The 26,365-nt window shown below is 69.2% G+C and carries 27 protein-coding genes and 1 riboswitch; of the genes, 16 read left to right on the forward strand and 11 right to left on the reverse strand.

All coding sequences use genetic code 11. The features are described from left to right. The first annotated feature begins 103 nt into the window (after nucleotides 1-103). The 3 genes from JL108_RS17625 (at nucleotide 104) to JL108_RS17635 (ending at nucleotide 1,783) form a co-directional block, all read left to right on the forward strand. On the forward strand, nucleotides 104-511 hold the full coding sequence (locus JL108_RS17625) for a helix-turn-helix domain-containing protein (protein WP_205199432.1): 408 nt from the start codon (nucleotides 104-106) through the stop codon (nucleotides 509-511). Further along, the gene (locus JL108_RS17630; protein ID WP_205199433.1) at nucleotides 508-1,431 is read left to right on the forward strand and encodes a hypothetical protein; all 924 of its coding nucleotides are present in this window, start codon (nucleotides 508-510) and stop codon (nucleotides 1,429-1,431) included. Before JL108_RS17625 ends, JL108_RS17630 begins: the two co-directional genes overlap by 4 nt. Before the next feature lie 82 nt (nucleotides 1,432-1,513). Beyond that, a complete protein-coding gene (locus JL108_RS17635; protein ID WP_143913632.1) occupies nucleotides 1,514-1,783 on the forward strand; it encodes a DUF2516 family protein in 270 nt (89 codons plus the stop codon). On the opposite strand, the gene JL108_RS17640 is transcribed toward JL108_RS17635, so the two are convergent. Genes JL108_RS17640 through JL108_RS17650 form a run of 3 tightly spaced genes read right to left on the reverse strand, consistent with a single transcriptional unit; the run spans nucleotide 1,759 to nucleotide 3,411 of the window. Beyond that, nucleotides 1,759-2,739, reverse strand: a complete 981-nt coding sequence (locus JL108_RS17640) for a permease prefix domain 1-containing protein (RefSeq protein ID WP_205199434.1) — start codon at nucleotides 2,737-2,739, stop codon at nucleotides 1,759-1,761. The genes JL108_RS17635 and JL108_RS17640 overlap by 25 nt on opposite strands. A 1-nt stretch (nucleotide 2,740) precedes the next feature. Beyond that, the gene (locus JL108_RS17645; RefSeq protein ID WP_205199435.1) at nucleotides 2,741-3,079 is read right to left on the reverse strand and encodes a PadR family transcriptional regulator; all 339 of its coding nucleotides are present in this window, start codon (nucleotides 3,077-3,079) and stop codon (nucleotides 2,741-2,743) included. A gap of 44 nt (nucleotides 3,080-3,123) precedes the next feature. Beyond that, entirely contained in the window at nucleotides 3,124-3,411 is a 288-nt protein-coding gene (locus JL108_RS17650) for a hypothetical protein (protein ID WP_205199436.1), read from the reverse strand. 217 nt (nucleotides 3,412-3,628) lie between these two features. On the opposite strand from JL108_RS17650, the gene JL108_RS17655 reads away from it, so the two are divergent. The 9 genes from JL108_RS17655 to map all read left to right on the forward strand — a co-directional run bounded on the left by JL108_RS17655 (nucleotide 3,629) and on the right by map (nucleotide 14,763). After that, nucleotides 3,629-5,335, forward strand: coding sequence for a BCCT family transporter (locus tag JL108_RS17655; protein ID WP_205199437.1), 1,707 nt, complete (start codon nucleotides 3,629-3,631; stop codon nucleotides 5,333-5,335). Between the two features lie 84 nt (nucleotides 5,336-5,419). Further along, entirely contained in the window at nucleotides 5,420-6,082 is a 663-nt protein-coding gene (locus tag JL108_RS17660; protein WP_205199438.1) for a TetR/AcrR family transcriptional regulator, read from the forward strand. 14 nt (nucleotides 6,083-6,096) lie between these two features. Continuing rightward, nucleotides 6,097-7,005, forward strand: coding sequence for an ABC transporter ATP-binding protein (locus tag JL108_RS17665; protein WP_205199439.1), 909 nt, complete (start codon nucleotides 6,097-6,099; stop codon nucleotides 7,003-7,005). After that, a complete protein-coding gene (locus JL108_RS17670; protein ID WP_205199440.1) occupies nucleotides 7,002-8,576 on the forward strand; it encodes an ABC transporter permease in 1,575 nt (524 codons plus the stop codon). The genes JL108_RS17665 and JL108_RS17670 overlap by 4 nt, the downstream gene beginning before the upstream one ends. 23 nt (nucleotides 8,577-8,599) lie before the next feature. Then, nucleotides 8,600-11,086, forward strand: a complete 2,487-nt coding sequence (locus JL108_RS17675) for an RNA helicase (protein WP_205199441.1) — start codon at nucleotides 8,600-8,602, stop codon at nucleotides 11,084-11,086. A gap of 238 nt (nucleotides 11,087-11,324) precedes the next feature. Then, nucleotides 11,325-11,789, forward strand: a complete 465-nt coding sequence (locus JL108_RS17680; RefSeq protein ID WP_205199442.1) for a MaoC family dehydratase — start codon at nucleotides 11,325-11,327, stop codon at nucleotides 11,787-11,789. A gap of 4 nt (nucleotides 11,790-11,793) precedes the next feature. Next, on the forward strand, nucleotides 11,794-13,011 hold the full coding sequence (locus JL108_RS17685; RefSeq protein WP_205199443.1) for an acyl-CoA dehydrogenase family protein: 1,218 nt from the start codon (nucleotides 11,794-11,796) through the stop codon (nucleotides 13,009-13,011). A 76-nt stretch (nucleotides 13,012-13,087) separates the two neighbouring features. Further along, nucleotides 13,088-13,879 (forward strand): SDR family oxidoreductase, encoded by a 792-nt coding sequence (locus tag JL108_RS17690; protein WP_205199444.1) that lies wholly within the window; start codon nucleotides 13,088-13,090, stop codon nucleotides 13,877-13,879. A gap of 113 nt (nucleotides 13,880-13,992) precedes the next feature. Then, nucleotides 13,993-14,763, forward strand: a complete 771-nt coding sequence (gene map / locus JL108_RS17695; protein ID WP_205199445.1) for a type I methionyl aminopeptidase — start codon at nucleotides 13,993-13,995, stop codon at nucleotides 14,761-14,763. 261 nt (nucleotides 14,764-15,024) lie between these two features. On the opposite strand, the gene JL108_RS17700 is transcribed toward map, so the two are convergent. Continuing rightward, a complete protein-coding gene (locus JL108_RS17700; protein ID WP_205199446.1) occupies nucleotides 15,025-16,422 on the reverse strand; it encodes an amidase in 1,398 nt (465 codons plus the stop codon). Nucleotides 16,423-16,462: 40 nt separating this feature from the next. Then, on the reverse strand, nucleotides 16,463-17,083 hold the full coding sequence (locus JL108_RS17705; RefSeq protein WP_205199447.1) for a hypothetical protein: 621 nt from the start codon (nucleotides 17,081-17,083) through the stop codon (nucleotides 16,463-16,465). 67 nt (nucleotides 17,084-17,150) lie between these two features. On the opposite strand from JL108_RS17705, the gene JL108_RS17710 reads away from it, so the two are divergent. Beyond that, the gene (locus tag JL108_RS17710) at nucleotides 17,151-18,038 is read left to right on the forward strand and encodes a rhodanese-related sulfurtransferase (protein WP_205199448.1); all 888 of its coding nucleotides are present in this window, start codon (nucleotides 17,151-17,153) and stop codon (nucleotides 18,036-18,038) included. Nucleotides 18,039-18,049: 11 nt separating this feature from the next. Here JL108_RS17710 and JL108_RS17715 read toward each other — a convergent pair whose 3' ends face one another. Beyond that, entirely contained in the window at nucleotides 18,050-18,604 is a 555-nt protein-coding gene (locus JL108_RS17715) for a hypothetical protein (protein WP_205199449.1), read from the reverse strand. Nucleotides 18,605-18,698: 94 nt separating this feature from the next. Continuing rightward, nucleotides 18,699-20,591 carry an acyl-CoA dehydrogenase gene (locus JL108_RS17720; RefSeq protein ID WP_205199450.1) on the reverse strand — a complete coding sequence of 631 codons (1,893 nt, stop codon included), beginning with the start codon at nucleotides 20,589-20,591 and terminating at the stop codon, nucleotides 18,699-18,701. Between the two features lie 215 nt (nucleotides 20,592-20,806). On the opposite strand from JL108_RS17720, the gene JL108_RS17725 reads away from it, so the two are divergent. Continuing rightward, nucleotides 20,807-21,937, forward strand: coding sequence for a Gfo/Idh/MocA family protein (locus JL108_RS17725; RefSeq protein ID WP_205199451.1), 1,131 nt, complete (start codon nucleotides 20,807-20,809; stop codon nucleotides 21,935-21,937). Between the two features lie 103 nt (nucleotides 21,938-22,040). Continuing rightward, the gene (locus tag JL108_RS17730) at nucleotides 22,041-22,199 is read left to right on the forward strand and encodes a hypothetical protein (RefSeq protein WP_205199452.1); all 159 of its coding nucleotides are present in this window, start codon (nucleotides 22,041-22,043) and stop codon (nucleotides 22,197-22,199) included. 80 nt (nucleotides 22,200-22,279) lie between these two features. On the opposite strand, the gene JL108_RS17735 is transcribed toward JL108_RS17730, so the two are convergent. Beyond that, the gene (locus JL108_RS17735) at nucleotides 22,280-23,212 is read right to left on the reverse strand and encodes a cobalamin biosynthesis protein (RefSeq protein ID WP_205199460.1); all 933 of its coding nucleotides are present in this window, start codon (nucleotides 23,210-23,212) and stop codon (nucleotides 22,280-22,282) included. A 29-nt stretch (nucleotides 23,213-23,241) separates the two neighbouring features. On the opposite strand from JL108_RS17735, the gene JL108_RS17740 reads away from it, so the two are divergent. After that, on the forward strand, nucleotides 23,242-23,757 hold the full coding sequence (locus tag JL108_RS17740) for a bifunctional adenosylcobinamide kinase/adenosylcobinamide-phosphate guanylyltransferase (protein WP_205199453.1): 516 nt from the start codon (nucleotides 23,242-23,244) through the stop codon (nucleotides 23,755-23,757). A gap of 276 nt (nucleotides 23,758-24,033) precedes the next feature. On the opposite strand, the gene cobT is transcribed toward JL108_RS17740, so the two are convergent. Genes cobT through JL108_RS17755 form a run of 3 tightly spaced genes read right to left on the reverse strand, consistent with a single transcriptional unit; the run spans nucleotide 24,034 to nucleotide 26,028 of the window. Beyond that, nucleotides 24,034-25,044, reverse strand: coding sequence for a nicotinate-nucleotide--dimethylbenzimidazole phosphoribosyltransferase (gene cobT, locus JL108_RS17745; protein ID WP_205199454.1), 1,011 nt, complete (start codon nucleotides 25,042-25,044; stop codon nucleotides 24,034-24,036). Then, nucleotides 25,041-25,805, reverse strand: a complete 765-nt coding sequence (locus tag JL108_RS17750) for a CbtA family protein (RefSeq protein WP_205199455.1) — start codon at nucleotides 25,803-25,805, stop codon at nucleotides 25,041-25,043. The genes cobT and JL108_RS17750 overlap by 4 nt, the downstream gene beginning before the upstream one ends. A gap of 10 nt (nucleotides 25,806-25,815) precedes the next feature. Next, nucleotides 25,816-26,028 (reverse strand): CbtB domain-containing protein, encoded by a 213-nt coding sequence (locus JL108_RS17755; RefSeq protein WP_143913612.1) that lies wholly within the window; start codon nucleotides 26,026-26,028, stop codon nucleotides 25,816-25,818. Between the two features lie 57 nt (nucleotides 26,029-26,085). Next, nucleotides 26,086-26,149, reverse strand: a riboswitch (cobalamin riboswitch). Between the last annotated feature and the right edge of the window lie 216 nt (nucleotides 26,150-26,365).

Below are 26,365 nucleotides of genomic sequence, written 5' to 3' on the forward strand. Positions count from 1 at the left end.
CGGGACGGCGAAACGGGCCGCAACCGGCCACATCCGGGAGGCGTGGCCGAGGTCACTTAGCTGTCAGCTTGCAAACGCTAACTTTTGTTAGCACCATGGAGACATGGCGAAGCTGAGCATGTCCGATGCCGTGAACTCTCTCGGCGACTACGTGCGTGCCCAGCGCCAGCAGGCCCAGATGTCCTTGCGTCAGCTCGCCGAGCTGGCGGACGTCTCGAACCCGTATCTCAGCCAGATCGAGCGGGGCCTGCGCAAGCCATCGGCGGATGTGCTGCAGCAGATCGCGAAGGCGCTGCGCATCTCGGCCGAGTCGCTCTACGTACGGGCCGGGATCCTCGATACCGAGGACATCGGGCCGCGGATGGTCGAGGACGCGATCGCCCTCGACCCTCGTCTGACCGAGCGGCAGAGGTCCGCCCTGCTGGACATCTACCGTTCGTTCGTCGGGGTCGCCGACACGACGAGCGACGAACTGACCGAGAAGCTCACCCACGCCAAGGAGGACGTATGAGTATCGCTGACGCCCTGAACGCCCAGTTGAAGTCCCTCGTCGAGGACATCAAGAACCTGCCCACCACCCTCAAGGGATTCGACGTCGCCGACCTGCAGAAGAAGGCCGAGGGTCTCGCTCAGGCCGCGGTCGGCTCGGCCACGGCCGTCTACGCGGACCTGGTCAAGAAGAGCGATGACCTCGCCACGAAGGCCAAGGGGCTGACCGTCGACGACCTCAAGGCCGCTGTCGACGACCTGAGCGAGCGCGCCGACGATCTGGTGACCGCCGTGCGCGGCAAGGTCGACGATGTGACGGTCGAGGACCTGCGCGGAGCGGTCGACGACTTCCGCGACCGTGCGGAGGACCTCGTCGAGGATCTCAAGGACCGCGCCGAGGATCTCATCGAGGAGCTGCAGGAGAAGGCCGATGCCCTGACCGGCAAGGCTGCCGAGGTCGTCGAGGAGGTCAAGGAGGAGGCTCCTGCCGCCGCCACGTCCGCGAGCGCGGCGACCCGTGCGGCGACCGCCCCCAAGAAGTCGACGGCCAAGAAGGCCTCGTCCACGACGTCGGCGACCAAGAAGACCGCCGCGAAGAAGGCCTCGTCCACGAGCACGTCGACGGCGGCGAAGAAGACCGCCAAGAAGGCTCCGGCGAAGACGTCGAACACCGGCTCGGCCGCCAAGAAGACGTCCGCTCCGGCTAAGAAGAGCGCCCCGGCGGCCAAGAAGGCGACCGCCAAGAAGGCTCCGGCGAAGAAGACGACCGCGAAGAAGGCGGCCTCGTCGACCTTGTCGACCACGACCGCCGGACAGAACACCACCCCACGCAAGGCGACTCCGGCTCCGGCCAAGAAGACCTCGGCGAGCACGACCACGCCCGCGTCGACTCCGGCGACCCCGTCGTCCCCGGCGGAGGCCCAGGACTCGCAGCTCTCCTGAGCCGTCACGACGACGCCGGCACGATCCTCCAGGGGATCGTGCCGGCGTCGTCGTTCTCGGTCCGGTCGGTACGCTGGGCCGCATGCTCGATGCCTTCGGCTATGTCCAGCTCGCCCTGGCCGTCGTGCTGTTCGCGGTGAAGGTCTTCGCGCTGATCGACTGCCTGCGGCGTCCCCAGGTCGACTTCGAGATCGCCGGGAGCCTGCAGAAGAACGCCTGGCTGATCATCCTCGCCCTCGCCGTCGTGGCCCAGTTCGTGTTCTTCTCCGGGTCGCCGCTCGGCCTCCTCAACCTCGCCGGCACGGTCGCCGCGCTGGTGTATCTGGCTCAGCTGCGGTCGGTCCGCCGCTGATCCGGTGCGCCCGGCCTCTGTCGATACGCCTTGTAGAGCCCGTCCCCGATCTCCCAGGCGATGACGATCGCCAGGACGGCCAGCACATAGGGCTTCGAGTGGTCGACGATATCCGGGGTCAGGCCGACGCGGTCGAGGAAGTCGGGATTGAGTAGCCGACCGGAGGCGAAGAGCCAGCCGAGCAACGCACCCCAGACGAGGGAGATCGGAAGATTCACGATCGCGGCGGGCCAGGTCCATCCGGTGCGGTAGACCCAGACCGCATGAACCGCTTCGAGGGCGAGCAGCAGGAACATCACCGGGATCCACGAGCGCCACAGTGCGGGTTCCAGTACCGGAATCCGCTCGCCATCGACGACCACCAGCGAGCCGAACTGCTGCCAGACCAGCAGCCCCGCGACGATCACCAGGAAGACGAGGCTCGCGATCAGATCGCCGAGCTTGCCGCGGCCGTTGCTCTCGGGAAGCTGTGGCAGGCGATCCGGGGTCCAGAGGTGGGGGCTGTCGTCGGGCGACGTCGCCCGCTCCGCTATCGCGAAACCGAGGGTGGTCCAGAAGGCGACGTGTAGGGCGACGATCACGATGGTGCTGATCGTGCCGGCGATGACGGTCCCGATGGGCTCGCCTTCGCTGAGCGCGACGATGAGGTCGATGACGCCGACGACCCACGGTGCCGTCGCCAGCACGATCACCATGACCCGCTGCCACGCGAAGTAGTAGCGCGGACCGATCAGGTACATCGGGCGTTCGCGATAGGCGGCGGAGAGTCGTAGCGGATCGCCCAGCTCGGTGAGGGCGCGGACCTCGGCCTCGTCGGGGCCCAGGCCCGCGGAGCGATGATCGTCGACGGTGTCGGCGATACGTTCGCGCAACTCGCGATCGAGCTGCTCGCGCTCGTCCTGGTCCGCCACGAATCGGGTCGCGGCGAAGACGTAACGGTCGGTCAGTTCGGTCATGTCAGCTCTCCTCGGTGAGATCGCGCAGGCTCGCGTCGAGCCGGTGCCATTCGGCCGTCAGGGTCGCGGCGAGCTGCTCGCCGTCGGCGCTCGTGCGGTAGAACTTCCGTGGTCGTGGCTCGTCGGTGTTCCATTCGCTCGTCAGCAGCCCCTGCTTCTCGAGGCGGCGCAGCAGCGGGTAGAGGGTATTGGCGTCCACGTGGATCCCGGCGGTGTTGAGGCTCTCGAGCAGTGCGTAGCCGTAACCGGGCGTGCGGAGCGCGGCGAGTGACGCGAGGACGACGGTCCCGCGCCGCAGCTCCTGGAGGTGTCCCGCGACAGCGGTCTCATCGGTGCCCATGCCCCACACGATAGTGTGTGCTGCACACTATCGTCAATCGAACACTAGTGTGTCGCGATACCGCGGGGTCTCGCTGGATGCAGCCAGCGCGTGAGGATCATGAGCAGGTCGGCGATATCGGTGTCGCGCGGGGCATCGCTGGCGACACGGATCGATTGATACGCAGCGAGCAGGCCCGCGATCCACCGGGCGGTGTCGGCCGGACGCAGCTCCGGGTCGATCGATCGCTCGGCGATACCTGCCTCACAGAGGCCGACCCAGTGCTCGTGCGGGGTCGGTTCGCCCGCGATGTGCCGCTCCACCCGCTCGACGATCTCATCCCAGGCGCTCATGCGGGGCAGTCTAGTGACGGCAACGCGCGGCAGGGGCGGACGGATGATGATGCGTAGGGGTTGCCATGGCGACCTGAATGCATCGTGTTTCGAGCGGGTTCGCCCCGATGATGATGCATTGCGGCGGCGTGAACAGCCATGACGCATCACCATCGGTTCCCTGGTGCAGCCGTGAAGTCGGCGGGCGGAGGACGCCGAACGGGTCTACCTTGTCTTCGTGAAAACTGAAAAGCCGCGTACGTGGCGGCAACGCATCGATCCCGTGGTCTTCACGGTCACCGGCGCCTTCGCGTTGGGTTTCGTGATCTGGGGCCTCGTCAGTACGCCCGGCCTGGCATCGGCATCAGGCAGCGCCGAGGCCTGGGTCATCTCCCACGGCGGATGGTTCTTCGTGCTGGCGGCGAGCTTCTTCGTCGTCTTCGTGCTCTGGCTCGCGGCCGGCAAGTTCGGCAAGATCCCGCTCGGTGACGACGACGAGGAGCCGGAGTTCCGCACCATCTCGTGGATCGCGATGATGTTCAGCGCCGGCATGGGCATCGGACTGATGTTCTTCGCGGTCGCCGAACCGCTCTCGCACTACGCCGATCCGCCCCCGGGCACCGCGGAGGCCGAGTCGGCCGAAGCCCTGCAGGTCGCGATGGCCACCACCATGTTCCACTGGGCGCTCCATCCCTGGGCGATCTACGCGGTCGTCGGGCTGGCCATCGCCTATGGCACCTTCCGTCGTAAACGTCGACAGCTCGTGAGCGCGGCGTTCATTCCGCTGTTCGGCAAGCGGGCGGCCGCGGGGCCGGCGGGGCGCGTCATCGACATCCTCGCGATCTTCGCGACCCTCTTCGGCTCGGCGGCGTCGCTGGGACTCGGCGCCCTGCAGATCGGGGCCGGCCTGCGCTTCAACGGCTGGGTCGACTCGGTCGGCAAGGTCACCCTCGTGCTCATCATCGTCGTCCTGACGATCTGCTTCATCATCTCCGCAGTGTCGGGTGTCGCGCGCGGTATCCAGTGGCTGGCGAACACCAACATGGTCCTCGCCGTCATCCTGGCGGTCTTCATCTTCGTGGTCGGCCCGACGCTCTTCATCCTGAACCTGCTGCCGACCTCCCTCGGCGACTACCTCTCGCAGTTCGTCGACATGGCCGCCCGGACCGACGCGAGCGGCGATGAGGCCATGCAGGAGTGGCTGTCGGCGTGGACCATCTTCTATTGGGCCTGGTGGATCTCCTGGACGCCGTTCGTCGGCATGTTCATCGCCCGAATCAGCCGGGGCCGCACGATCCGCCAGTTCGTCACCGGTGTGCTGCTGGTGCCATCGCTCGTCAGTCTCGTGTGGTTCGCGATCTTCGGCGGGGCGGCGATCGACCGGCAGCGCGTCGACGGCGACATGGTGCCGGGCAGCGGCATCGTGAACTCCGACGAGGCGCTCTTCGACCTGCTGCACCACTACCCGCTGGCCTCGGTCATGGCGGTGCTGGTCATGGTCCTGGTGGCCATCTTCTTCGTCTCCGGCGCCGACGCCGCCTCGCTCGTCATGGGCACGCTGAGCGAGCGTGGCGACATCGAGCCGAGCCGGCGGACGGTCATCTTCTGGGGCGCGCTCACCGGGGCGGTCGCGGCGATCATGCTGGTGATCGGCGGCGACGATGCCCTGACCGGCTTGCAGAACATCACGATCGTCGCCTCGGTGCCGTTCGTGCTGGTGATGGTGCTGTTGTGCTTCTCCCTCGTGAAGGACCTGCAACGGGACACGCTCATCCGTCGTCGCCGTACCGCGCAGGAGGTGATGGAGTCCGCGGTCATCGCCGGCGAGGAGCGTCATGACGGCGAGTTCGCGCTCGTCGTCGAGGGCATCGAGTCCGGATCCGATGACGAGCTCGAGGATCACGAGGCGCCGCCGGATTCGCATCACAAGCACCGCAGACGCTGACGATTCCGATCGGCAGGGGAGTCTGGCATCCAGGCCCGCCGGACTCCCTTGCCATCGACTGAACGTGTGTTTAGTCTATTGACCATGCGTTCAACAGGGCCCGTGGAGGATGCCGACAAGACGAGTCGCGCCCGTCTGCGCGATGCCGCGATCCTGTGCTTCGCTCGCGACGGGTTCGGCGCCTCGGTGCGGTCCATCGCGACCGAGGCGGGCGTGAGCGCTGGACTGATCATCCATCACTTCGGCTCCAAACAGGCGCTGCGCGAGGCCTGCGACAGCCAGGTCCTGGCGATCATCCGGGAGACCAAGCAGCAGTCGATTCGCGAGGTGACCGCGGGAAAGAGCCTGCTGCATCGGTTCGCCGCGGCTGACGAACAGGGGCCATTGCTCGGCTATATCGTGCGTTCGCTGCAGGACGGCGGGCCCGTCGCGGCCACGTTCATCGAGCACCTGGTCGCCGATGCCGTCGCCTACTGCGCCGACGGTGTCCGGGCCGGCCTGCTGCACCCGAGCCGCGACGAGCCGGCGCGGGCTCGCTACCTGACCCTGTCCGCGATGGGCGCGCTGCTCCTGGAGATCCAGCTGCGCCCACCGGCCGATCCCGCCGACCTCTCCGCGCTCGTGCGCGAGTTCATGAGCACCAGTTACCTGCCCATGCTCGAGCTCTACACCCAAGGGGTGTTCACGACGAGCCGGTTGCTCGACGACTACCTGCTCACGGTCCCCGACCGGTCTCCCGCTGAGTGACAGGAGCTCCCACCATGACCGATACCTCCCCGGCGGTGCAGATCGACGGTCTCGTCAAGACCTTCGGCTCCGTCCGCGCGCTCGACGGCCTCGATCTGCAGGTGGCGAGGGGTGAGGTGCACGGTTTCCTCGGCCCCAACGGAGCCGGCAAGTCCACCACGCTGCGTGTCCTCCTCGGACTGTTGCGTGCGGACACCGGGACGGTGCGCCTGTTGGACGGTGACCCCTGGAAGGACGCGGCACGACTGCACCGCCGGCTCGCCTACGTGCCCGGCGATGTCTCGCTGTGGCCCAATCTCACGGGCGGGGAGATCATCGATCAGCTCGGCCGGCTGCGCGGCGGCCTCGCCGCGGGCCGCCGCGCCGAGCTCATCGAGAGGCTCGAGCTCGACCCGGCCAAGAAGGCGCGCACCTATTCCAAGGGCAATCGGCAGAAGGTCGCCCTCGTCGCGGCCTTCGCGAGTCCGGTGGAGCTCCTGCTGCTCGACGAGCCGACCTCCGGTCTCGACCCGCTCATGGAGGCGCACTTCGGCGACCTCGTCGAGGAGTTCCGTGCCGGCGGCGGAGCCGTGCTGCTGAGCAGTCACATCCTCGCCGAGGTCGAGCGCCTGTGCGACCGGGTCAGCATCGTGCGAGCGGGACGGACGGTCGAGTCGGGCACGCTCGCCGAGCTGCGGCACCTGACCCGGACCTCGATCCACGCCGAGCTCGATCGCGTCCCCGACGACCTGCGAGGGCTGCCCGGCGTCCACGATCTCGACATCGAGGGAGACCGGGTGCGTCTGCAGGCCGACAGCGACCGCATCGGCGCGGTCGTCGAGGTGCTCGGCCGCGGCGGTATCCGCACGCTCACGAGCACGCCGCCGACCCTCGAAGAACTGTTCCTGCGGCACTATGGCGACGATCCCGAGGTCGCGAGATGACCGGTGGAGGAGCGCTGCTGCGGCTGCATCTGCGTCGTGACCGGTGGATGCTGCTGTGGTGGGTCGCGGGCATCGCCGTCTTCTACTGGTCGCAGGCCTGGGGGACGGAGGCGAGCTATCCCACGCAAGGCGAGCTGGACGAGGCCGCCGCCGCGATGCAGGGGAACGCCGCCTTCATCGCGATGGCGGGACCGGCGCGCGCCCTCGACACGATCGGTGGTCAGACGGCGTGGCAGGCGGGCGCCTTCGGCATGATCCTGACCGGTCTCATGGCGATGTTCCTCATCGGTCGCCACACGCGCGCGGAGGAGGAGAGCGGCCGGGACGAGCTCATCCGGGCGAGTGCGATCGGCCGGCGGACACCGCTGCTCGCCGCCGGTCTCGTCGCGGTCCTCGCCTGCGTGGCGGCAGGTGCGGTCGTCGCGGCGACACTGTCGACGATGCTGCCGTGGAAGGGGTCGGTCGCCCTCGGCGTGGGCGCGGCCGGTGCCGGGCTGTTCTTCGGCGCGCTCACCCTGGTGGCCGCTCAGATCACCTCGTCGACACGGGCGGTCTACGGCGCGGTCGGGATCGCGCTGGGCGGCTCCTATGTGCTGCGGGCGATCGGCGATGTCGCCGGCAACGGACTGTCGTGGGCGTCGCCGCTCGGCTGGGGCCAGGCGATGCGCGCGTTCTCCGGCGAGCGCTGGTGGCCTGCGGCGCTCCTCGTCGGGTCGGCCGCTGCGCTGGGGGTCGTCGCATTCGCTCTCCTCGGCCGCCGCGACATCGGTTCGGGTCTTCGTGCTGCCAGGCCCGGGCCGTCGAGTGCCTCGCGGTCGCTCGGCGCCGGTGGCTGGGGGCTTGCCTGGCGGCTCCAGCGCCCCGGTGTCCTCGGCTGGCTCGGTGCCCTCGCGCTCGTCGGCCTCGCGATGGGAACCATCGGCGACGATGTCGAGGGACTCGTGGGTGACGAGGGGCTCGCGCGCGACCTGCTCGTGGCCGGCGGATCGGGTGCCTTCACCGATCAGCTCTACGGCACCGTCGCGCTCATGGTCGGGCTCGGCGCGGCCGGTCCGGCGATCGCCGCGGCCCTCCACGCTAGAGCCGAGGAAGACGCCGGCCGAGCCGAGCTCGTGCTCTCGACGGCGCTGCCGCGTGGGCGCTGGGCGCTGGGGCATCTGGCCATCGCGATGGCAGCAGGGGTGGCCGGTGCCCTCATCGGTGGGTTCGGTATGGGGCTGGGCTACCTGCTGGTGACCGGCGACGCGTCTCAGATCCCGCGGTTCACCGGCGCGGTCGGCATCTACGCGCTGCCGGTGCTGGTGCTGCTCGCTGTGACATGGACCCTGTACGGTCTCGGCCGCCGCTGGGCGCCGCTGGGCTGGGCCGCGCTCGGTTTCTGCGTGTTCGCGATGATCGTCGGCCGTACCCTCCAGCTGCCCGGCTGGCTCCTGGGGGTCTCGCCCTATCAGCACATTCCGCTGCTGCCAGCCGAGCCCTTCGCGTGGACCCCGGTCGTCGTCCTCGCCGCGATCGCCGCCGTGCTGCTCGGCACGGGCGCCGCGGCCCTGCGCCACCGCGACGTGGCCTGAACGACGCCTGGAAGACTGGGTGCATGCGCCTGTCCGACGTCCTGCCCCGCACCTTCGACGAGGACGCCGTCTACGAGGCCTTCGGCACCTGGGTCGAGAGTCGCGGCATCGCGCTCTATCCGGCGCAGGACGAGGCGATCCTGGAACTGGTCAGCGGCTCGAATGTCGTCCTCACCACCCCGACCGGATCGGGTAAGAGCCTCGTCGCCACCGCCGCGATGGCCGCGGCCCTCGCGCGCGACGAGTGCGCCGTCTACACCGCGCCGATCAAGGCGCTCGTCAGCGAGAAGTTCTTCGATCTGTGCGAGATCTTCGGCGCCGACGATGTCGGCATGGTCACCGGCGACGCCGCGGTCAACGCCGACGCGCCGATCATCTGCGCCACTGCCGAGGTGCTCGCCAATATGGCGCTGCGCGACGGCGCCGATGCCGATATCGGCGTCGTCATCATGGACGAGTTCCACTACTACGCCGACCCCGACCGCGGTTGGGCGTGGCAGGTGCCGCTGCTGGAGCTGCCGCGCGCGCAGTTCCTGCTCATGTCGGCCACGCTCGGCGACACGACTCGGCTGGAGGCCGAGCTCGCCCGCCGCACCGGCCGCGCGACCGCCGTCGTCTCGGCGGCCGAACGTCCGGTGCCGTTGGTCAGCGAGTACGTGACGACGCCGATCCAGGAGACCATCGAAGAGCTCGTGTCCTCGGGCCAGGCGCCCGTCTACGTCGTGCACTTCACCCAGGCGGCGGCACTCGAACGCGCCCAGGCGCTGACGAGCGTCAAGGTCGCATCGCGCGAGGAACGCGACGAGATCGCCGAGGCGATCGGCGACTTCCGCTTCCGCTCCGGCTTCGGCAAGACCCTGTCGCGTCTCGTGCGCATGGGCATCGGCGTGCACCACGCGGGCATGCTGCCTCGCTATCGACGTCTCGTGGAGACACTCGCGCAGCGCGGTCTGCTCAAGGTCGTCTGCGGCACCGACACCCTCGGCGTGGGCATCAACGTGCCGATCCGCACCGTCCTGTTCAGCGGGCTGAGCAAGTTCGACGGCGTCCGCCAGCGCACCTTGCAGGTGCGCGAGTTCCAGCAGATCGCCGGGCGCGCGGGCCGGGCGGGATACGACACCGTCGGCTATGTCGTCGTCGAGGCCCCCGAGCACGAGATCGAGAACCTCAAGGCCCTCGCCAAGGCGGGCGACGATCCCAAGAAGCGCCGCAAGGTGCAGCGCAAGAAGGCCCCCGAGGGCTTCGTCTCCTGGAACGACAGCACGTTCGAGCGGCTCGTGCACGGCACCCCCGAGCCGCTGGTCTCCCGGATGCGCATGACGCACTCGATGGTGCTGGATCTGCTGGCCCGGCCCGGCGACACCGAGGAGGCCGTCGAGAGCCTGATCGCCGAGAGCGACGAGTCCGAGGACGGCAAGGAGAAGCTGCGCCGCGAGGCCGCCGGCATCATCGAGGCGCTGCTCGCCGGGGGCGTCGTGGAACGCGTCGAGGGCGGGCTCGCGCTGACCGTCGAGCTGCCGGACAACTTCGCGCTCAACCAGCCGCTCTCGCCCTTCGCCGTCGCCTGCTTCGAGCTGCTGGACCGCACGTCGCCCACCTATGCGCTCGATGTCGTCTCGATCATCGAGGCAACGCTCGAGGATCCGCGGCCGATCATCTCGGCGCAGCGATTTCGTGCTCGCGGTGAGGCGGTGGCCGAGCTCAAGGCCGACGGGGTCGAGTACGAGGAGCGGATGGAGCTGCTGGAGGAGGTCGAGCACCCGCAGCCGCTGCGCGATCTGCTGGACCCCGCCTATGAGACCTACCGCGGCGGGCATCCGTGGGTGGGCGAGCACGAGCTGCGTCCCAAGTCGGTCGTGCGCGAGATGGCCGAGCGCGCCATGACCTTCGCCGAGCTGATCGCCGACTACGGTCTCGCGCGTTCGGAGGGGGTCGTTCTGCGTTACCTGTCGGATGCCTATCGCGCGCTCGTGCGCACGGTGCCCCCCGGTGTCGTCGACGAGGAGCTCGCCGATCTCGTGGCCTGGCTCGGTGAGCTGGTGCGACAGACCGACTCCAGCCTGCTCGACGAGTGGGAGGCACTGGTGGCCGGCGGGGAGGATCCCGAGGCCGTGCGATCGCAGGCCGAGGGCGCGGAGATGCCCAGACCGGTCACCCGCAACGAGCGCGCCTTCCGGGTGCTCGTCCGCAATGCGGCCTTCCGCCGGGTGGAGCTCGCGGCGCTGCGCCGCTGGGACGCGCTCGCCGACCTCGACCCGGACGTGGGCTGGGAGGACGCGATGGGGGACTACTTCGCCGAGTACGACGACCTCGGCACCGGACCCGGCGCCCGCGGACCGGTGTACTTCCGGGTGCAGACCGAGCCGGGGCGATGGCTCGTGCGTCAGACCTTCGATGATCCCGAGGGCGATCACGACTGGGGCTTCTCGGCCGAGGTCGATCTCGCGGCCAGCGATGAGGCCGGGGAGGCCGTGCTCGCCGTCACCGCCGTCGGCCCCTTCGCCCCCTGACCCACCCCTCCGCTCCGTGGGCGGTGAGTAGGCGCCCCTTTTCCAGACGTGTCGGTGCGTGAGCGCCCGAACGTCGTCCGGAAAGGACGCCTACTCACCGGCACCGGCCCTGACACCGCGCCGGTGCCGACCGCCGTCCACGAGGCGGTAGGGCGGCGCGGGGTAGCCAGCGACACCGGGGATCGGCTAGCGTTCGTCCTAAGCAAGCGCTTAGTTAATCCGTGGCGAAGGAGTCACCATGCCCCGCGTGTTCGAGAGTCTCGACGAGTTCAAGGCGGTTGCCGGCGAGGAGCTCGGCACCAGCGACTGGCTCACCGTGAGCCAGCAGCAGATCAACACCTTCGCCGACGCAACAGGCGATCACCAGTGGATCCACGTCGACCCCGAGCGTGCCGCGAAGGGCCCGTTCGGCACCCCGATCGCGCACGGCTACCTCACCCTCTCGCTGCTGCCCGCTCTCGCCAGCCAGATCTACGACGTCAAGGGCCTGGCGATGGGCGTCAACTACGGCACCAACAAGGTGCGCTTCCCGCACCCCGTCCCGGTCGACTCGCGCGTGCGGGCGACCGGAACGCTCAAGGAGACCTCCGATATCGCGATCGGCACCCAGGCCGTCATCACCTTCGTCATCGAGATCGAGGGCGTCGACAAGCCGGCCTGTATCGCCGAGGTCGTCTACGTCATGGCCGCGGAAGGGAACTAAGACCATGGAATTCGCCTTCGACGCCACCACCCGCGACCTCATGGAGCGCATGAACGCGTTCATGGACGAGGTCGTCTACCCGGCCGAGCCCACCGCGCACGAGCAGATCCAGCGCAACTATGCCGAGGACAGCTGGGAGATCCCGCCGGTCATCGAGGACCTCAAGGCCGAGGCGAAGAAGCGCGGCCTCTGGAACTTCTTCCTCGCCGGACATCCCGAGCAGGGCGGCCTGACCAACCTGCAGTACGCCCCGCTCGCCGAGATCTCCGGACGCAGCATCCAGCTCGCGCCCCCGGCGATCAACTGCGCCGCGCCGGACACCGGCAACATGGAGGTGCTGAGCATGTTCGGCACCGACGAGCAGAAGAAGCAGTGGCTCGAGCCGCTGCTCGCGGGTGAGATCCGCTCGGCCTTCGCGATGACCGAGCCCGATGTCGCCTCGTCGGACGCCACCAATATCGAGCTGTCGATCGTCCGTGACGGTGACGAGTACGTCATCAACGGCCGCAAGTGGTGGATCACCGGGGCGATGAACCCGAACTGCAAGGTCTTCATCGTCATGGGCAAGACGGACCCGACCGCCGAGCGCCACCGCCAGCAGTCGATGATCCTCGTGCCTCGTGACACCCCCGGGCTCGAGGTCGTGCGCGGCATGCACGTCATGGGCTTCCACGACCGCGACCACGGTGGTCACGCCGAGCTGCGCTTCACCGATGTCCGGGTGCCGGCGAGCAACCTCATCGGCAACGAGGGCGAGGGCTTCGCCGTCGCGCAGGCCCGCCTCGGACCGGGTCGCATCCATCACTGCATGCGTTCGATCGGCGTGGCCGAACGCGCCGTGCAGATGATGTGCGAGCGCGCCAGCGAGCGGGTCGCCTTCGGCAAGCCGATCGCCGACCAGGGCGTGGTGCGTGACTGGATCGCCGAGTCGCGGGTCAAGCTGGAGCAGCTGCGTCTGCTGACGCTCAAGACCGCGTGGCTCATGGACACCGTGGGCAACAAGGGCGCGCACACCGAGATCCAGGCGATCAAGATCGCCACGCCGCAGACCGTCGAGTGGATCCTCGACAAGGCGATCCAGGTGCACGGAGCCGGCGGTCTCAGCCAGGACTTCCCGCTCGCGGAGATGTTCGCCGGCATCCGCACGCTGCGCTTCGCCGACGGACCCGACGAGGTGCACAAGAACTCCCTCGCCCGCGCCGAGCTGAAGAAGTACCGATGAGCGAGCGGAGCGAGCGAACGAAGGAGCATCTCATGTCGGCATCGGCCTATCGTGCGTTCTTCCGGCAGGTGCCGGCATGAGCGGGGCGCGCAGGGCGATCGTCACGGGCGCTGCCGGCGGGATCGGACTGGCCGTCGCTCGGGCCCTCGTGGCTCGCGGCGACCGGGTCGTGCTCGCCGACCGCGACGAGCGGCGGCTCGCCGAGGCGGCCGCCGACCTCGGTCAGCCGCACCTGGCCGCGGATGTGGCCACGGATGACGGCATCGAGGCCCTCGTGGCACTCGCCGATCTCGAGATGGGCGGGGTCGACATGTACGTCGCCAATGCGGGTGTCTTCCGCGGCTTCGGCCTCGAGTCCTCCGAGGACGACTGGGCGACGTCCCTGCAGGTCAACACCATGGCGCACGTGCGCGCCGCGCGAGCCCTCGTGCCGCGATGGGTCGATGGCGACGGTGGGATCTTCGCGGTGACCGCGTCGGCGGCGGGCCTGTTGACGCAGCTCGGCTCGCCGACCTATTCGGTGAGCAAGCACGCTGCGGTCGGCTTCGCCGAATGGCTCGCTGCCACGTACGGCGATCGGGGCGTTCAGGTGTGCTGCCTGTGCCCGATGGGGGTGCGTACGCCGATGGTCGAGGGTGGACAGACCCACGACGACGGCGATGCCCGCCTGGGGCACAAGGCCGTCGCGACGGCGGGCGAGGTGATGGAGGCCGATGATGTCGCGCAGGTGCTGCTCGATGCGATCGATGCCAAGCGCTTCCTGGCGCTGCCGCACGCCGATGTCGCCACGATGTACGCGCGGAAGGCGGCCGACCCCGACCGCTGGCTCGCCGGCATGCAGCGGTATCGCACCTCCCTCGAGTCCTGACCTCCAACCCGGGGCGGATACCCGTTGAGTGTGACGTTCGGACGGCAGAATCATCGAAACTGCTGTCCGAACGTCACACTCAACGGGTTCTGGGGCGGTACTAGGGTGGGGTCATGGCGATCGAGTTGTTGACCCCTGCCCAGCTGGACGAGATGCGGCCCGCCGGTCGCTTCGTCGGCGAGGTGCTGACCGCGCTCACCGAGGCCGCGGATGTCGGGGTCGACCTGCTCGACCTGAACGACCTCGCGCATCAGATGATCAAGGATCGCGGCGCGGAGTCCTGCTACATCGACTACGCCCCGTCCTTCGGCCGGGGCCCCTTCGGCAAGGTGCTCTGCACCTCGGTGAACGATGCCGTCCTGCACGGGCTGCCCCACCCGTACAAGCTCAAGGACGGCGACCTCCTCAGCCTCGACTTCGCCGTGAGCGTCGACGGCTGGGTGAGCGACTCGGCCGTCAGCGTCGTCGTCGGCACGCCCACCGATGACGATCTGCGGCTCATCGACACCACGCAGCGAGCGCTCGCCGCTGCGATCGAGATCGCGCGTCCGGGTAAGAAGATCGGTGATATCGGGCACGCTATCGGCCAGATCGCCCGAGAGGCGGGGTACACCGTCAACACGCAGTTCGGTGGGCACGGCGTCGGACGCACGATGCACGGCGACCCTCACGTGCCCAATGACGCTCGGCCCGGGCGTGGCTTCCCGCTCAAGCCCGGCCTCGTCATCGCGATCGAGCCCTGGCTGCTGACGAGCACCGATGAGATCGTCATGGATCCGGACGGCTGGACGATCCGCAGTGCCGACGGCTCGCGCGGCGCGCATTCGGAGCACACCATCGCCATCACCGATGGCGACCCCATCATCATGACCGCCCGCGACTGATCCCTCGCCGCGGTGGCGGTAGGCCTTCAACCTCTCGCGTCCGGTGGCGGTAGGCCTTCAACCTGATGTCCGCTCGATAACGTTGCTGACGTACCGCCGCCACACCCCACCACGAGCGGTACGCCATCAACCCTTCGCGGCCCCGGCCTCACCTGGCGGTACGTCACGAACGTTATGCCCACTCGATGAGGTTGATGGTCTACCGCTCACGCGGGGATGAGGTTGATGGTCTACCGCCCACGCGGGGACGAGGTTGATGGTCTACCGCCCCGGGTCGGTGCGGAAGGCCTGCTCGAGCTGAGCGCAGACCGCGAGCAGGAGGCCGTCGCGTCCGGGGTGCGCCGCGAGCATCGCGCCGATCGGCAGTCCTTCGTCCGAGACATGGACCGGAAGGCTCGCCGCGGGCTGCCCGCTCATGTTCATGAGCGCGGTGAACGGCGTGTAGAGCAGCTCGCGGCGATGGATCTCCACGGGATCCTCGGGTCCGGTGAACCACTCGGTCGGTTGCGGCGGCAGCGCGAGCGTCGGGGTGAGGAAGAGATCGAACTGCTCCAACGATGCCAGCGTGGCCCGGGTGGTGAGCTCCAGGAAGCCGAGCGCGGCCGCCAACTCGGGAGCACTCGCCCGGCCCCCGCGTTCGCGCCAGTAGCGGGTCGTCGGACGTAGGAGCGGGTCGGCCTCCGCGGGGATCGGAGCAGCGGCCATGCCGGCAGACCACACGATGTTGAACTGCGGCTCGAGCTCCGGCGTCCAGGGGTTGTCGATATCGACGATCTCGTGCCCCGCCGCCGAGAGCAGCGCGCCGGCCCGCTCCCATGCGGCGATCGCCTCGGGCGACGACCCGGCGAAGTCCAGGTACGGCGAGCTCCACCGCGCGATGCGCAGACGACCCGGATCACGCCGAGCCTGTTCGCGATACGGCTCGGCCGGTGGGGGAGCGACGCGCGAGTCGCCCGGCATCGGTCCCGCGATGATGTCGAGCAGCGCCGCGGCGTCGCGGACCGTGCGGCTGAGGGCACCGTCGATGGCCAGTCCGTTCCACTGCACCCCGTCGGGCCCCACACCGACCACGCCGCGGCTCGGCTTGAAGCCGAAGATGCCGCAACTGCTGGCGGGAATGCGGATCGAGCCGCCGCCGTCGCTGCCGAGGGCCAGCGGCACCATCCGGGCGCTGACCGCCGCGGCCGCGCCCCCGCTCGAGCCGCCGGCGTTCCGGGTGGTGTCCCAGGGCGTGAGGGCAGGACCGATCAGATCGTTGTCGGTGAAGGACGACAACCCGAACTCGGGGGTGTTGGTCTTGCCGAGGCTGATGAACCCGGCGTCGCGCGCGCGGGTGACGACGTGGGCATCGGTCTCGGGGATCTGCTCGGCGAGAAGCCGGGACCCTAGCGTCGTGCGGATGCCGGCGGTGGCGGTGAGGTCCTTGATCGCCGTCGGAACTCCGCAGAAGGGCGGGGCGTCGCCGGCCGCCAGAAGCGTGTCGGCGCGGCCCGCGGCCTCGATCGCCTGGTCCGCCGTCACGGTGATGAACGCGCCGAGCTCGTCGTTCTGCGCGTCGATGCGGTCGAGGTGATGTCGCACGAGTTCGGCGCTCGTGATCTCCCGGTCGCGCAGCAGGGCCGCTTGCTCGTGGGCGTCCAGGTCGTGCAGCTCCGTCATGCTCCCAGGGTAGGCAGTAGCCGGCCCTGCCGCGGCCACCTCAGGCGAAGACGAAGTAGAACGTGAGGTGCAGGGCCAGGATGACGTGCAGGGTCGTGAGCCAGATGCGGAGCGAGGCCAGCACCAGTCCGAGCGCGAGGATCGCCAGGCTCGGGAGACCTCGTGTCGGGGCGAAGGCGTCGGGCAGGAAGATCGCATGTCCTGCCCAGAAGATCACCGCGCTGGCGATCAGCACCATCGAGGTCGTGAGCCTCTCCGCGAGGTACTTCTGCAGCAGACCGAAGGTGAGATAGTCCTGCCAGAACACCGAGACGGTCATCCAGAACAGGTACAGCGCGACCGGAAGCTCCAGTCCATAGTGGAACGGCAGTGCGATCGCCGTCGCGATCGGGAGGGCGTAGAACCAACACGTCCGCGAGCGAGCGAAGAGCTCGCGGCTATAGCCGCGGTGGGCCAAGACCAGGCCGATGGCGAGCATCAGCGCGAGTACTGTCTCGAACAGCGTCGAGAGGGCCGCGTCATCGGTGACGAGACGGCCTGCGCCGTCGCTGAGTAGACCGGGAGTCAGGTACCAGAGTCCGAACCACGCCAGGACCACGGCGACGAGGATGCTCCAGGGGATGCGCTCGGGTGCGACGGACGCCGCCTGCTCCTCGGACATCACTCCATGCTCGCATGCTCGGATCCGCGAGAGACTCCGCCGAGGGCGCGCGTCCTACAATCGTGCGGTGGCCACCCCGAAAGTGATCCTCTACTACGCCTTCGCGCCGCTCGCCGATCCCGAGGCCGTGCGCCTGTGGCAGCACACGCTCGCGGAGTCGCTCGGTCTGCGTGGGCGGGTCATCGTCTCGTCGCACGGCATCAACGGGACGCTCGGCGGAGACGTCGTGGAGCTCAAGAAGTATGCGCGCGGCCTGCGCTCCTACGCACCGTTCAAGGATGCCGATATCAAGTGGAGCGCGGGGGAGGCGCTGCCCGACGGCACCACGGCCCTGTTCCCCAAGCTCAGCGTCAAGGTCCGCGACGAGCTCGTCGCCTTCGGCGCTCCCGATGAGGTCGAGGTCGACGGTGAGGGAGTGGTCGACGGCGGTACCAAGCTCACGCCCGAGCAGCTGCACGAGCTCGTGGAACGCGAGGAGGTCGTCTTCTTCGACGGTCGCAACCGGATCGAGTCCGAGATCGGGCGGTTCCGCGATGCCGTGCGCCCGCCGGTCGACACCACACGCGAGTTCCTCGGGCTGCTGGACTCGGGAGCCTACGACCACCTCAAAGACAAGCCCGTCGTCACCTACTGCACCGGAGGCATCCGCTGTGAGGTGCTGACGCCCTTGATGAGGAAGCGCGGTTTCCGCGAGGTCTATCAGCTCGACGGCGGCATCGCCCGCTATGGCGAGACCTTCGGCGACGACGGTCTGTGGGAGGGCTCGATGTACGTCTTTGACGGGCGGGGTGCCACCGACTTCTCCGATCACACGGCCCTGGTCGGCCGCTGCGATCGCTGCGACCAACCGACCAATACCGCCCGCGACTGCTCGGATATCGCCTGTGTCGCGCAGTTCGCCCGCTGCGACACCTGTGCGGACCTCGACCTCGCCTGCGCCACCCACGCGGCCTGACGCGCCCTTGCTCAGTCGGGCTCGCCGGAGGATCTCCGCTCCCCAGGTGGCCCGGGAGGAGGGAGAGTCCCAGCTGCCGTCCGCCGGAGAACCCACGTCGTCGCGCAGGCCCCGGCGCTCCACACGAACAGAGCGCTCCAGTGCATCGCCGTCAGATCGGCATCCGGGTCGGCCGTCTGACTCTGGGCGCCGATGGTCAGCACCCATGCCCCCAGCAGGCAGCCTCCCAGAAGAACGACGCAGCCCGTGTCGATCCACGTCGGTCCTCGCGATCTGGTCGTCGCGTGGACGACCAGGCACGCGGCGAGGATCGTCGTGACGTCGAAGACCAGGAAGTAGACGAAGAACAGCAGTCCCTCGGCCGCGAGATCGCCCGGGTGCGACAGCCCTTGGAAGAGCACGAGCCCCAGGCGACCGATGCTCTCCTCTCCATTCCGCTCTGCTCGGAACCACGGCAGGAAGGAACCGGCGACGAGTCCGGTGAGCGCCCCGGCCGCTATCAGGCGTAACAGCCATCGTTCGAGACGGTCCACCCTGCGAGCGAGCTCATCCGGTCCCTGGCTCATGGATGCGGACATTACCCGAAGGCGAGGTGATTCGCACCGGGTTCGACCGCCCCGCGAGCGGTGTCGTCGTGCCCGCGGGGAGACGAGCCCCGGGTCAGTCGAGCATGGCGGCGTCGAGCGTGTCCTCCGGGACGCCGAAGCCCTCGATGAGCAGCTCGGTGTGCGGACGCAGTTTGGTGAGTAGATGGTTGATCTCCGCCGTCACGGCCTTGGCGCGATCGTCGCTGAGCCGGTTGTGCTCCATGAACCAGGCCTTGTCGTCCTCGATGACGCTCAGCGCGTAGAGCGAGCACATGTCGCGGAGCAGGTCGGCGATCTCCTCGTCCTCGCAGCGGGCGATGCCGGCGGTGAAGGCCTCCAGCACCACGCGTTCGATGTGCACGCGGCCGATCTTCAGCACATGGTCCTGGGCATTGTTGAACATCTCGAAGGCCTCGGCCGGGTCGGCGTTGTCAGCATTCTGGAGCCGGCGCGCTGCGGTCTCGATGACGTGCTGCTCACGATCCTCGAACAGGCTGAGCTGGGTGCCCCGGTCGAGCAGGTCGTGCTCCTCGTCAGCTCCCGGACGGGCGTCGATGAGCCGTTGGATGAGATTGCCCGCCGCGGTGCGCTCCTTGACGATGTCGGCCATCGAGGCGGCGGCGAAGCGCACCATGCCGAGGGGATCGAGGCCGTCGACCTCCTTGGCATAGGAGGTGAGCATCTCCTTGGCGACCAGCTGCAGCAGCACGTGGTTATCGCCCTCGAAGGTCGTGAAGACGTCGGTGTCAGCCTTGAGCGTCGTGAGCCGGTTCTCCGCGAGGTAGCCCGCTCCGCCGCAGGCCTCGCGAGCCTCCTGGATCGCGCGCGTGGCGTGCTCGGTCTGCATCGCTTTGAGACCGGCGGCGCGACTCTCCAGCTCGCGCTGGGCGATCGGATCGGGATCGCTCTCGGTCTGGATACGGTGCATGCGCGCGACCAGCTGGTTCTGCGCGAAGCGGAAGGCGTACGACCGGGCGATCAGCGGAAGCAGCCGACGCTGGTGCACGCGGTAGTCCATCAGGACGACTTCGCCGGACGGCCCGGAGAACTGCCGGCGCAGCAGCGCGTAGCGACCGGCGATGCTGAGCGCGACCTCGGTCGCCGCGCTCGCCGAGCCGCCGACGCTGACCCGGCCGCGCACGAGCGTGCCGATCATCGTGAAGAACCGCGCTCCCTGGCTCTCGATGAGCGAGGAGTACGTGCCTTGGTCGTCGACCTGGGCGTAGCGGTCGAGCAGGTTCTCCCGCGGGATGCGGACCTGGTCGAACATGATCCGGCCGTTGTCGACCCCGCCGAGACCGCCCTTGTGGCCGCAGTCCGAGGTGGTGACGCCGGTCAGGTCGTCGCCGTTCTGGTCGCGGATCGGCACCACGAAGCAGTGCACGCCATGATCCTCACCGAGGGTGATGAGGCGGGCGAAGACCGCCGCGACCCGCGCGTGCTCGGCAGCCCCGCCGATGTAGTCCTTGCGAGACCCCGGCGTGGGGGAGTGGACCACGAACTCGTCGGTCGACGGGTCGTAGGTGGCGGTGGTCTCGAGACTCTGCACGTCGCTGCCGTGGCCGGTCTCGGTCATGGCGAAGCAGCCGAGCAGGGAGAGGTCGATGATGCCCGGGATCATCGCGTGGTGGCGCTCGGTGCCGAGGTTCTCGATCGCTCCACCGAACAGGCCCCACTGAACTCCGGCCTTCACCATGAGCGAGAGGTCGAACTGCGCGAGCATCTCGATGCCGGTGACTGCTCCGCCGGGGTCCCCGGTGCCCCCGTTCTCGGTACGGAAGCCGGCGGCGGGGGTGCCGGTGTCGACGAGCTGCTTCAGCTGACCGAGCACCCGTTCGCGAGCCTCGTGCAGGGAGAGCGAGTGGTCATAGGCGAGGTCCATCGCGGCGAGCTCGGTGCGGCTCTGCTCACGCACATGGCGCCATTTGCCGTCGAGGGACTCACGCAGTGCCTGGGGGGAGGTCATGCTCCCACGCTAGCGGCGCGGCGACTGCCCGGCAGCTCGATCACCCAGTGACGGTGCACCATCGACCACACCCCGCAGGCGGCGGTACCTGGTCAACCTCACCCCAGGACTGGCGGTAGCCGAGCAACCTCACGAGTCGCCGATAGGGTTGCTGGCGTACCTCCACGTCGGATTGGAGCCCGCGCGACACCACCTCTCACGCATCGGGGGACTCGATGGACTCCGCATCACCTGAACTCGGCATCGCCGTCATCGGCTACTCCTTCATGGGCAAGGCCCACTCGAATGGCTGGCGCAATGTCGGCGCCTTCTACCCGGGAGGGCCGGCGGTCTCCCAGCGGGTGATCGTCGGGCGCGATCGCGAGCGGGTGGATGCCGCAGCTCGCCAGTACGGCTGGCAGGAGTCGGCCACCGACTGGCGTGCGATCCTCGAACGCGATGACGTGGACATCGTCGATATCTGCACGCCCGGCCATCTCCACGAGGAGATCGCCCTCGCTGCCCTCGCCGCCGGCAAGCATGTGCTGCTGGAGAAGCCCCTCGCCAACACCCTCGATGAGGCACGCGGCCTCGCCGCCGCCGCTGCCACGGCGCAGCGTGACTGCGTGCGCTCCATGGTCGCCTTCAACTACCGTCGGGTCCCGGCGCTCGCGCTCGCTCGCGAACTCATCGCCGAGGGGGCCATCGGAGAGGTGCGGGAGGTTCGCGCGGCCTATCTGCAGGACTGGCTCGCCGACGAGCGGGCCCCGATGACCTGGCGTCTGCGCCAGGAGCAGGCCGGGTCAGGGGTTCTGGGCGATCTCGGCTCCCACCTCGTCGATCTCCTGCGTTTCCTCCTGGGTCAAGAGGTGCAGCGCGTGACCGGCCAATTGCGGACCTTCGTCGCATCGAGACTCGGCGAGGACGGTCCCGAGGAGGTGACGGTCGACGATGTCGCGTGGGCGTGGCTCGGATTGAGCGATGGCGCCGAGGCGAGTATCGAGGTCAGCCGGATGGCATTCGGTCGCAAGAACGGACAGTCGCTGGAGATCTACGGATCCCGGGGCGCGCTGTCCTTCGATCTCGAACGCCTCAACGAGCTGTGGGTCGACGAGGGGAAGGGGCCGCGGCGCACGCTCGTCACGGAGGCCGATCATCCCTATCTCTTTGCCTGGTGGCCTCCGGGGCACGTGCTCGGCTGGGACACGACCTTCACAATCCAGGCGGCCGAGTTCGTGCAGGCGATCGCCGAGCGGCGTGACCCGTCTCCGTCCTTCGCGGACGGGCTGCGCGTGCAAGGTGTGCTCGATGCCGTGGTTCGCAGCGACGACCTCCGGCGGACCGTCGTCATCGACGACCTCGTCTGAGCGAGCCTCCTCGAGTTCCGAGGCGCAGGACGGCTCCCAGGGCCCGCTGGTCAGCGTCTCGTCTCCGCCTTCGACCCATGCTGAGGACTGTTATCGTCGCGGCATGCTCGGAGTGGGGATCGCCATCGGTGCCGGAATCGGTACGACGATCTTCGCCATCACCGGCGATGCCTTCTGGATCGCCGTGGGGCCGGCCTTCGGGGTGATCCTCGGCGTCGTCATGGACCAATTCGACGATGACGATGACGATGACGATGACTGACCCGCCGAGCGGTGAGTAGGCGTCCGTTCCGACCGACAGGGCGGTGAGTCAGCGTCCGACTGCCGATGGCGAACGGACGCCTAGGCACCGCCCACGGGTGAGGATCGCCGGTGCCGGTGCGGCAGCAGGGCGACCGCGGCGGCGGTGAGTGCCGCGCCGAGACCGACGTGAGCGGCGAGCCGGCGAGCGGGACCGATGTCGGCCGGCGTGACCGGGCGTCCGTCGCCCATGACCGGGCGGCTCTCGACCCGTTCTCCATACACATTGGTGCCGCCGAGCCGAACCCCCAGCGCACCGGCGAAGGCCGACTCGACCGGCCCCGCGTTGGGACTCGGATGGCCCGCGGCGTCGTCTCGCCAGGCACGACGCGCCCCGCGCCGATCGGGTCCGGCGGCCACCGCGAGCGCTGCCGCGAGCCGCGCGGGAAGCAGGTTGGCGGCGTCGTCCAGCCGCGCCGCGGGCTTGCCGAAGCGCTCGTACCGGGGGTTGCGGTGCCCCACCATGGCGTCGAGGGTGTTGGCGGCACGGTAGCCGAGGAGCCCGGGGACTCCGGCCACGGCACCCCAGAACAACGGTGCGACGACAGCATCGGAGGTGTTCTCGGCGACCGACTCGACCACGGCGCGCGCCACCTCCCCCTCGTCGAGGGTCGACGGGTCGCGCCCGACGAGGTGCGTGAGGCGCTGCCGGGCACCGGGGAGGTCGTCGTCGGCGAGGAGTCTGGCGATGACCGATGCCTCGTGATCGAGCGATCGACCGCCGAGCACGGCCCACGTCGCGATCGTCGTGGTGAGGAATCGGTTGCCGCGTTCGCCCAGCGCGCCGACGAGGGCCGCGCCGCCCACGAGCACGGCGACATGGGCCGTGCCCCGGGGCACGGAGTCGGCGTAGAGGCGACGTTCGAGAGCGGCTGCCGTGCGCCCGAAGCCCGCCACCGGGTGCCAGCGACGTGGGTCGCCGAGCAACCGGTCGAGCGCGTAGCCGGTGAGCAGGCCGGCCGCCCGCGCGATCATCGCACCCACCGCCAGTACGCTGACGATCCATGAGGACCCTCGTGACCGGTGGCGTGCGCTCGGGCAAGTCGGCGCACGCCGAATCGCTGCTCGTCGATGCGCCGGAGGTCGCCTACATCGCTCCCGGGCCGCGTTACGACGATGCCGACTGGGCCGACCGCATCGCCGAGCATCGGAGCCGCCGGCCTGCGAGCTGGACCACGATCGAGGACACCGACCTGCCGCGCGCTCTCGCCGGGGTGTCCGGCGCCGCGCTCGTCGACTGCCTGGGCACCTGGCTGACGGCGAGATTCGACGATCTCGAGCTGTGGGAGCGCCGCGACTGGCAGCAGCCCTTCGGAGAGGCGCTGGACGCGGCGGTCGCGGCAGCGGAGCGTCATCTCGGCGACCTCGTGCTGGTGACCAACGAGGTCGGCCTGGGGGTGGTGCCCGAGCATCGATCCGGTCGGGTCTTCCGCGATGCGCTCGGCTGGACCAACCAGCGCTTCGCCGCGATCTGCGATGACGTCACCCTCGTGATCTCCGGCCGCACCCTGACCCTCTGACTCGCCGGGGACGCAGGATGTGACTCCGCGGTTGCCATGGCGGCCGTCGAGTCACATCCTGTGTCGTGCCCGGACCGACAATGTGACTCTAGGGTCGCTGGAGCAGCCATGGAGTCACATCTTGCGTCGGCGGCGGGTGGGGCGGACGCAGGATGTGACTCCGCGGTTGCCATGGCGACCGTCGAGTCACATCCTCCGTCCTGACCGGACCGACGAGGTGACTCTAGGGTCGCGGGGACGACCATGGAGTCACATCTTGCGTCGGGGCGGGGAAGGTCAGAGCTCATCGAGGCGGGCGACCTCGTTCATCAGCAGGGCCGCCGAGCGCAGCAGCGGCACGGCTGCCACCGCGCCACTGCCCTCGCCGAGCCGCAGCCCGAGGTCGAGGACGGGCACGAGACCGAGCTTGTCCAGCGCGAGCGACTGCGCGGGCTCGGTCGACCGGTGGCCGGCGACGAACCACGCGCTCGCGCCGGGGCTGAGACGATCGGCGAGCAGGCCGGCGGCGACGGCGATGAGTCCGTCCACGACCACCGGCACACCCGACTCCGCCGCAGCGGCCATGAAGCCGGCGGACGCCGCGATATCGGCCGACCCGAGTGCGGCGAGCAGCGCGTGCGGATCGTCGACATGGCCGACGCGGCGCAACGCGGTGTCGATCACCTCGGTCTTGTGCGCCAAGCCCTCATCGTCCACACCGGTGCCGCGTCCGGCCACCTCCTCGGCGGGCAAGCCGAGCGCCGCCGCGATCAGCGCGGCGGCCGGGGTGGTGTTCCCGATACCCATGTCGCCGCTGATGAGAAGCTCTGCGCCGGCGGCGATCTCCTCCGCCGCGACCGTCCGTCCCGCCGCGAGGCTCTGTTCCAGCTCGTCAGCGCTGAGCGCATCCTCCAGATGCAGTGGCCGGCTGCTCCGGCGCACCTTATAGGAGTCCACGCCGAGATCGGAGAGATCGGCATCGACCGCGATGTCGAGGACCCGCAACCGCACGTCGTGCTGACGCGCGAGCACCGCCACCCCCGCCGTGCCGGCGACGAAAGCGTGCACCATCATCGGCGTGATCTCGCGGGGATACGCCGACACGGCATGCTCCGCGACCCCGTGGTCGCCGGCGAAGACCACCGCGTGGACATGCTTCGGAGGCGCGGGCGGCACGCGGTCCTGCACGCTCGCCAGCCACACACCGAGCTCCGCCAGCTGGCCGAGCGCGCCCTGCGGCACGGCGAGGGCATCGACATGCTCGCGGGCAGCCGCACGCGCCGCCGGGGACGGAGGAGCGACGGTCATGCCGCCACCGCCTTGCGACTCGTGGTGCGCTGGATCAGGCCGGTGAGCGCGATCGTCAGGACGGCCCAGAGCGTGGCCTGTGTCGCCAGCGCCCCCATGCGGAAGGAGAACAGCGTGTTGGCGGGGAACTCATCGGGCACCTCGTCGATCGGACCGAGCACCGCGAAGGCCAGCGCGACCACCGCGATGTATCCCACGGCGGGAAGCACTACCGCTACCCACAGGGAGCCGCGACGGGCGAGCGTCTTCGCCAGCGCCACCGCCCCGTACGCGGCCACGACCGAGACGATCACGAAGGAGAAGTACATGGCGGTGCGCTCGCCGATCGTGTCGCCGCTGCCGGTGGCCGGGGGGTTCGGCGGGTAGGCGATCCAGGGCACCAGCGCGAAGGAGACGAAGCCGACCGCGGCCACGAGGGTGGTCGAGCCGACGATGCCGATCCGGCCGATGCGTCCCGCGGCGACGGCGGCACCGATGCCGACGACTCCGCCGATGACGGTGCTCAGGGCGATGGTCGCGGTGGCCAGGCCAGGTCCGGCCTGCTGGCCCCGAGTGATGCCACCCTCCTCATCGTCATGGGAGTGGCCGTCGGCTGCTTCGTCCCCGGCGTGGTCGTGGGACTGCTCGGACTGGGCCTCTTCGACGGCGATGGCGGCGTCGATGGGCGGCTCGCCGAGGGTGGCGGCGACGGCGAAGGCCGCGATGCCGGCCAGCAGGCCGGCGATGAGGCCATGGATCAGGAAGGTGCGTGCGTCAGTCATCGTCGGCCCCTCAGTGGCAGGGGAAGCCGAGCAGATGACGGCCGTCGTGCACCCATTCGTGCACGGAGTCGCCGGACAGGAGGGCAAAGGCGCCCTGCTCCGCGCCGACGAAGTAGAGCACCACGACAGCGAGCAGAAGGCTGAAGAGTGCCCACGGGGCGATCTGGCGCAATGACAGGGGTGTGGGGGTGGCCGCGGATGCGGGCACGACGGACTGGCTCATGGAACCTCCTCGGGGATACCTGCGTCCCCATCGAACGGATGGATGTCCGCGCGTTGGGTCTGGCTCCACCTCGAGGAGGTGTCACAGTAGCGCGACTGCGCCGGATTCTCACCGGTCTTCCGCAGCACGGACTCGCTCATCGTAGGCCACCGGCACGTATCTGGGTAGAGATCCGTCCAGGGAGCCGATGAGGCGTGGGTCATAGCGGAGGACCGGGCGGGCGTTGACTCACCGCACTGCTCGGTTCAGATGTGGTGGCGGTGGATCGTCAACGTCATGACAGCCGGATGACGTTGACGATCCACGGCCCCGGGCGCGACACCGCCCGGTGCCAGGG

It is taken from the genome of Aeromicrobium sp. YIM 150415 (assembly GCF_016918125.1).
Lineage (GTDB): Bacteria > Actinomycetota > Actinomycetes > Propionibacteriales > Nocardioidaceae > Aeromicrobium > Aeromicrobium piscarium.

What these genes read in the sequence shown, in the direction of transcription:
- JL108_RS17625 (WP_205199432.1), top strand. Translation starts at nt 104, where the DNA reads ATGGCGAAGCTGAGCATGTCCGATGCCGTGAACTCTCTCGGCGACTAC.
- JL108_RS17630 (WP_205199433.1), top strand. Translation starts at nt 508, where the DNA reads ATGAGTATCGCTGACGCCCTGAACGCCCAGTTGAAGTCCCTCGTCGAG.
- JL108_RS17635 (WP_143913632.1), top strand. Translation starts at nt 1,514, where the DNA reads ATGCTCGATGCCTTCGGCTATGTCCAGCTCGCCCTGGCCGTCGTGCTG.
- JL108_RS17640 (WP_205199434.1), bottom strand. Translation starts at nt 2,739, where the DNA reads ATGACCGAACTGACCGACCGTTACGTCTTCGCCGCGACCCGATTCGTG.
- JL108_RS17645 (WP_205199435.1), bottom strand. Translation starts at nt 3,079, where the DNA reads ATGGGCACCGATGAGACCGCTGTCGCGGGACACCTCCAGGAGCTGCGG.
- JL108_RS17650 (WP_205199436.1), bottom strand. Translation starts at nt 3,411, where the DNA reads ATGAGCGCCTGGGATGAGATCGTCGAGCGGGTGGAGCGGCACATCGCG.
- JL108_RS17660 (WP_205199438.1), top strand. Translation starts at nt 5,420, where the DNA reads ATGCGTTCAACAGGGCCCGTGGAGGATGCCGACAAGACGAGTCGCGCC.
- JL108_RS17665 (WP_205199439.1), top strand. Translation starts at nt 6,097, where the DNA reads ATGACCGATACCTCCCCGGCGGTGCAGATCGACGGTCTCGTCAAGACC.
- JL108_RS17670 (WP_205199440.1), top strand. Translation starts at nt 7,002, where the DNA reads ATGACCGGTGGAGGAGCGCTGCTGCGGCTGCATCTGCGTCGTGACCGG.
- JL108_RS17675 (WP_205199441.1), top strand. Translation starts at nt 8,600, where the DNA reads ATGCGCCTGTCCGACGTCCTGCCCCGCACCTTCGACGAGGACGCCGTC.
- JL108_RS17680 (WP_205199442.1), top strand. Translation starts at nt 11,325, where the DNA reads ATGCCCCGCGTGTTCGAGAGTCTCGACGAGTTCAAGGCGGTTGCCGGC.
- JL108_RS17685 (WP_205199443.1), top strand. Translation starts at nt 11,794, where the DNA reads ATGGAATTCGCCTTCGACGCCACCACCCGCGACCTCATGGAGCGCATG.
- JL108_RS17690 (WP_205199444.1), top strand. Translation starts at nt 13,088, where the DNA reads ATGAGCGGGGCGCGCAGGGCGATCGTCACGGGCGCTGCCGGCGGGATC.
- map (WP_205199445.1), top strand. Translation starts at nt 13,993, where the DNA reads ATGGCGATCGAGTTGTTGACCCCTGCCCAGCTGGACGAGATGCGGCCC.
- JL108_RS17700 (WP_205199446.1), bottom strand. Translation starts at nt 16,422, where the DNA reads ATGACGGAGCTGCACGACCTGGACGCCCACGAGCAAGCGGCCCTGCTG.
- JL108_RS17705 (WP_205199447.1), bottom strand. Translation starts at nt 17,083, where the DNA reads ATGTCCGAGGAGCAGGCGGCGTCCGTCGCACCCGAGCGCATCCCCTGG.
- JL108_RS17715 (WP_205199449.1), bottom strand. Translation starts at nt 18,604, where the DNA reads ATGAGCCAGGGACCGGATGAGCTCGCTCGCAGGGTGGACCGTCTCGAA.
- JL108_RS17720 (WP_205199450.1), bottom strand. Translation starts at nt 20,591, where the DNA reads ATGACCTCCCCCCAGGCACTGCGTGAGTCCCTCGACGGCAAATGGCGC.
- JL108_RS17725 (WP_205199451.1), top strand. Translation starts at nt 20,807, where the DNA reads ATGGACTCCGCATCACCTGAACTCGGCATCGCCGTCATCGGCTACTCC.
- JL108_RS17730 (WP_205199452.1), top strand. Translation starts at nt 22,041, where the DNA reads ATGCTCGGAGTGGGGATCGCCATCGGTGCCGGAATCGGTACGACGATC.
- JL108_RS17735 (WP_205199460.1), bottom strand. Translation starts at nt 23,212, where the DNA reads ATGATCGCGCGGGCGGCCGGCCTGCTCACCGGCTACGCGCTCGACCGG.
- JL108_RS17740 (WP_205199453.1), top strand. Translation starts at nt 23,242, where the DNA reads ATGAGGACCCTCGTGACCGGTGGCGTGCGCTCGGGCAAGTCGGCGCAC.
- cobT (WP_205199454.1), bottom strand. Translation starts at nt 25,044, where the DNA reads ATGACCGTCGCTCCTCCGTCCCCGGCGGCGCGTGCGGCTGCCCGCGAG.
- JL108_RS17750 (WP_205199455.1), bottom strand. Translation starts at nt 25,805, where the DNA reads ATGACTGACGCACGCACCTTCCTGATCCATGGCCTCATCGCCGGCCTG.
- JL108_RS17755 (WP_143913612.1), bottom strand. Translation starts at nt 26,028, where the DNA reads ATGAGCCAGTCCGTCGTGCCCGCATCCGCGGCCACCCCCACACCCCTG.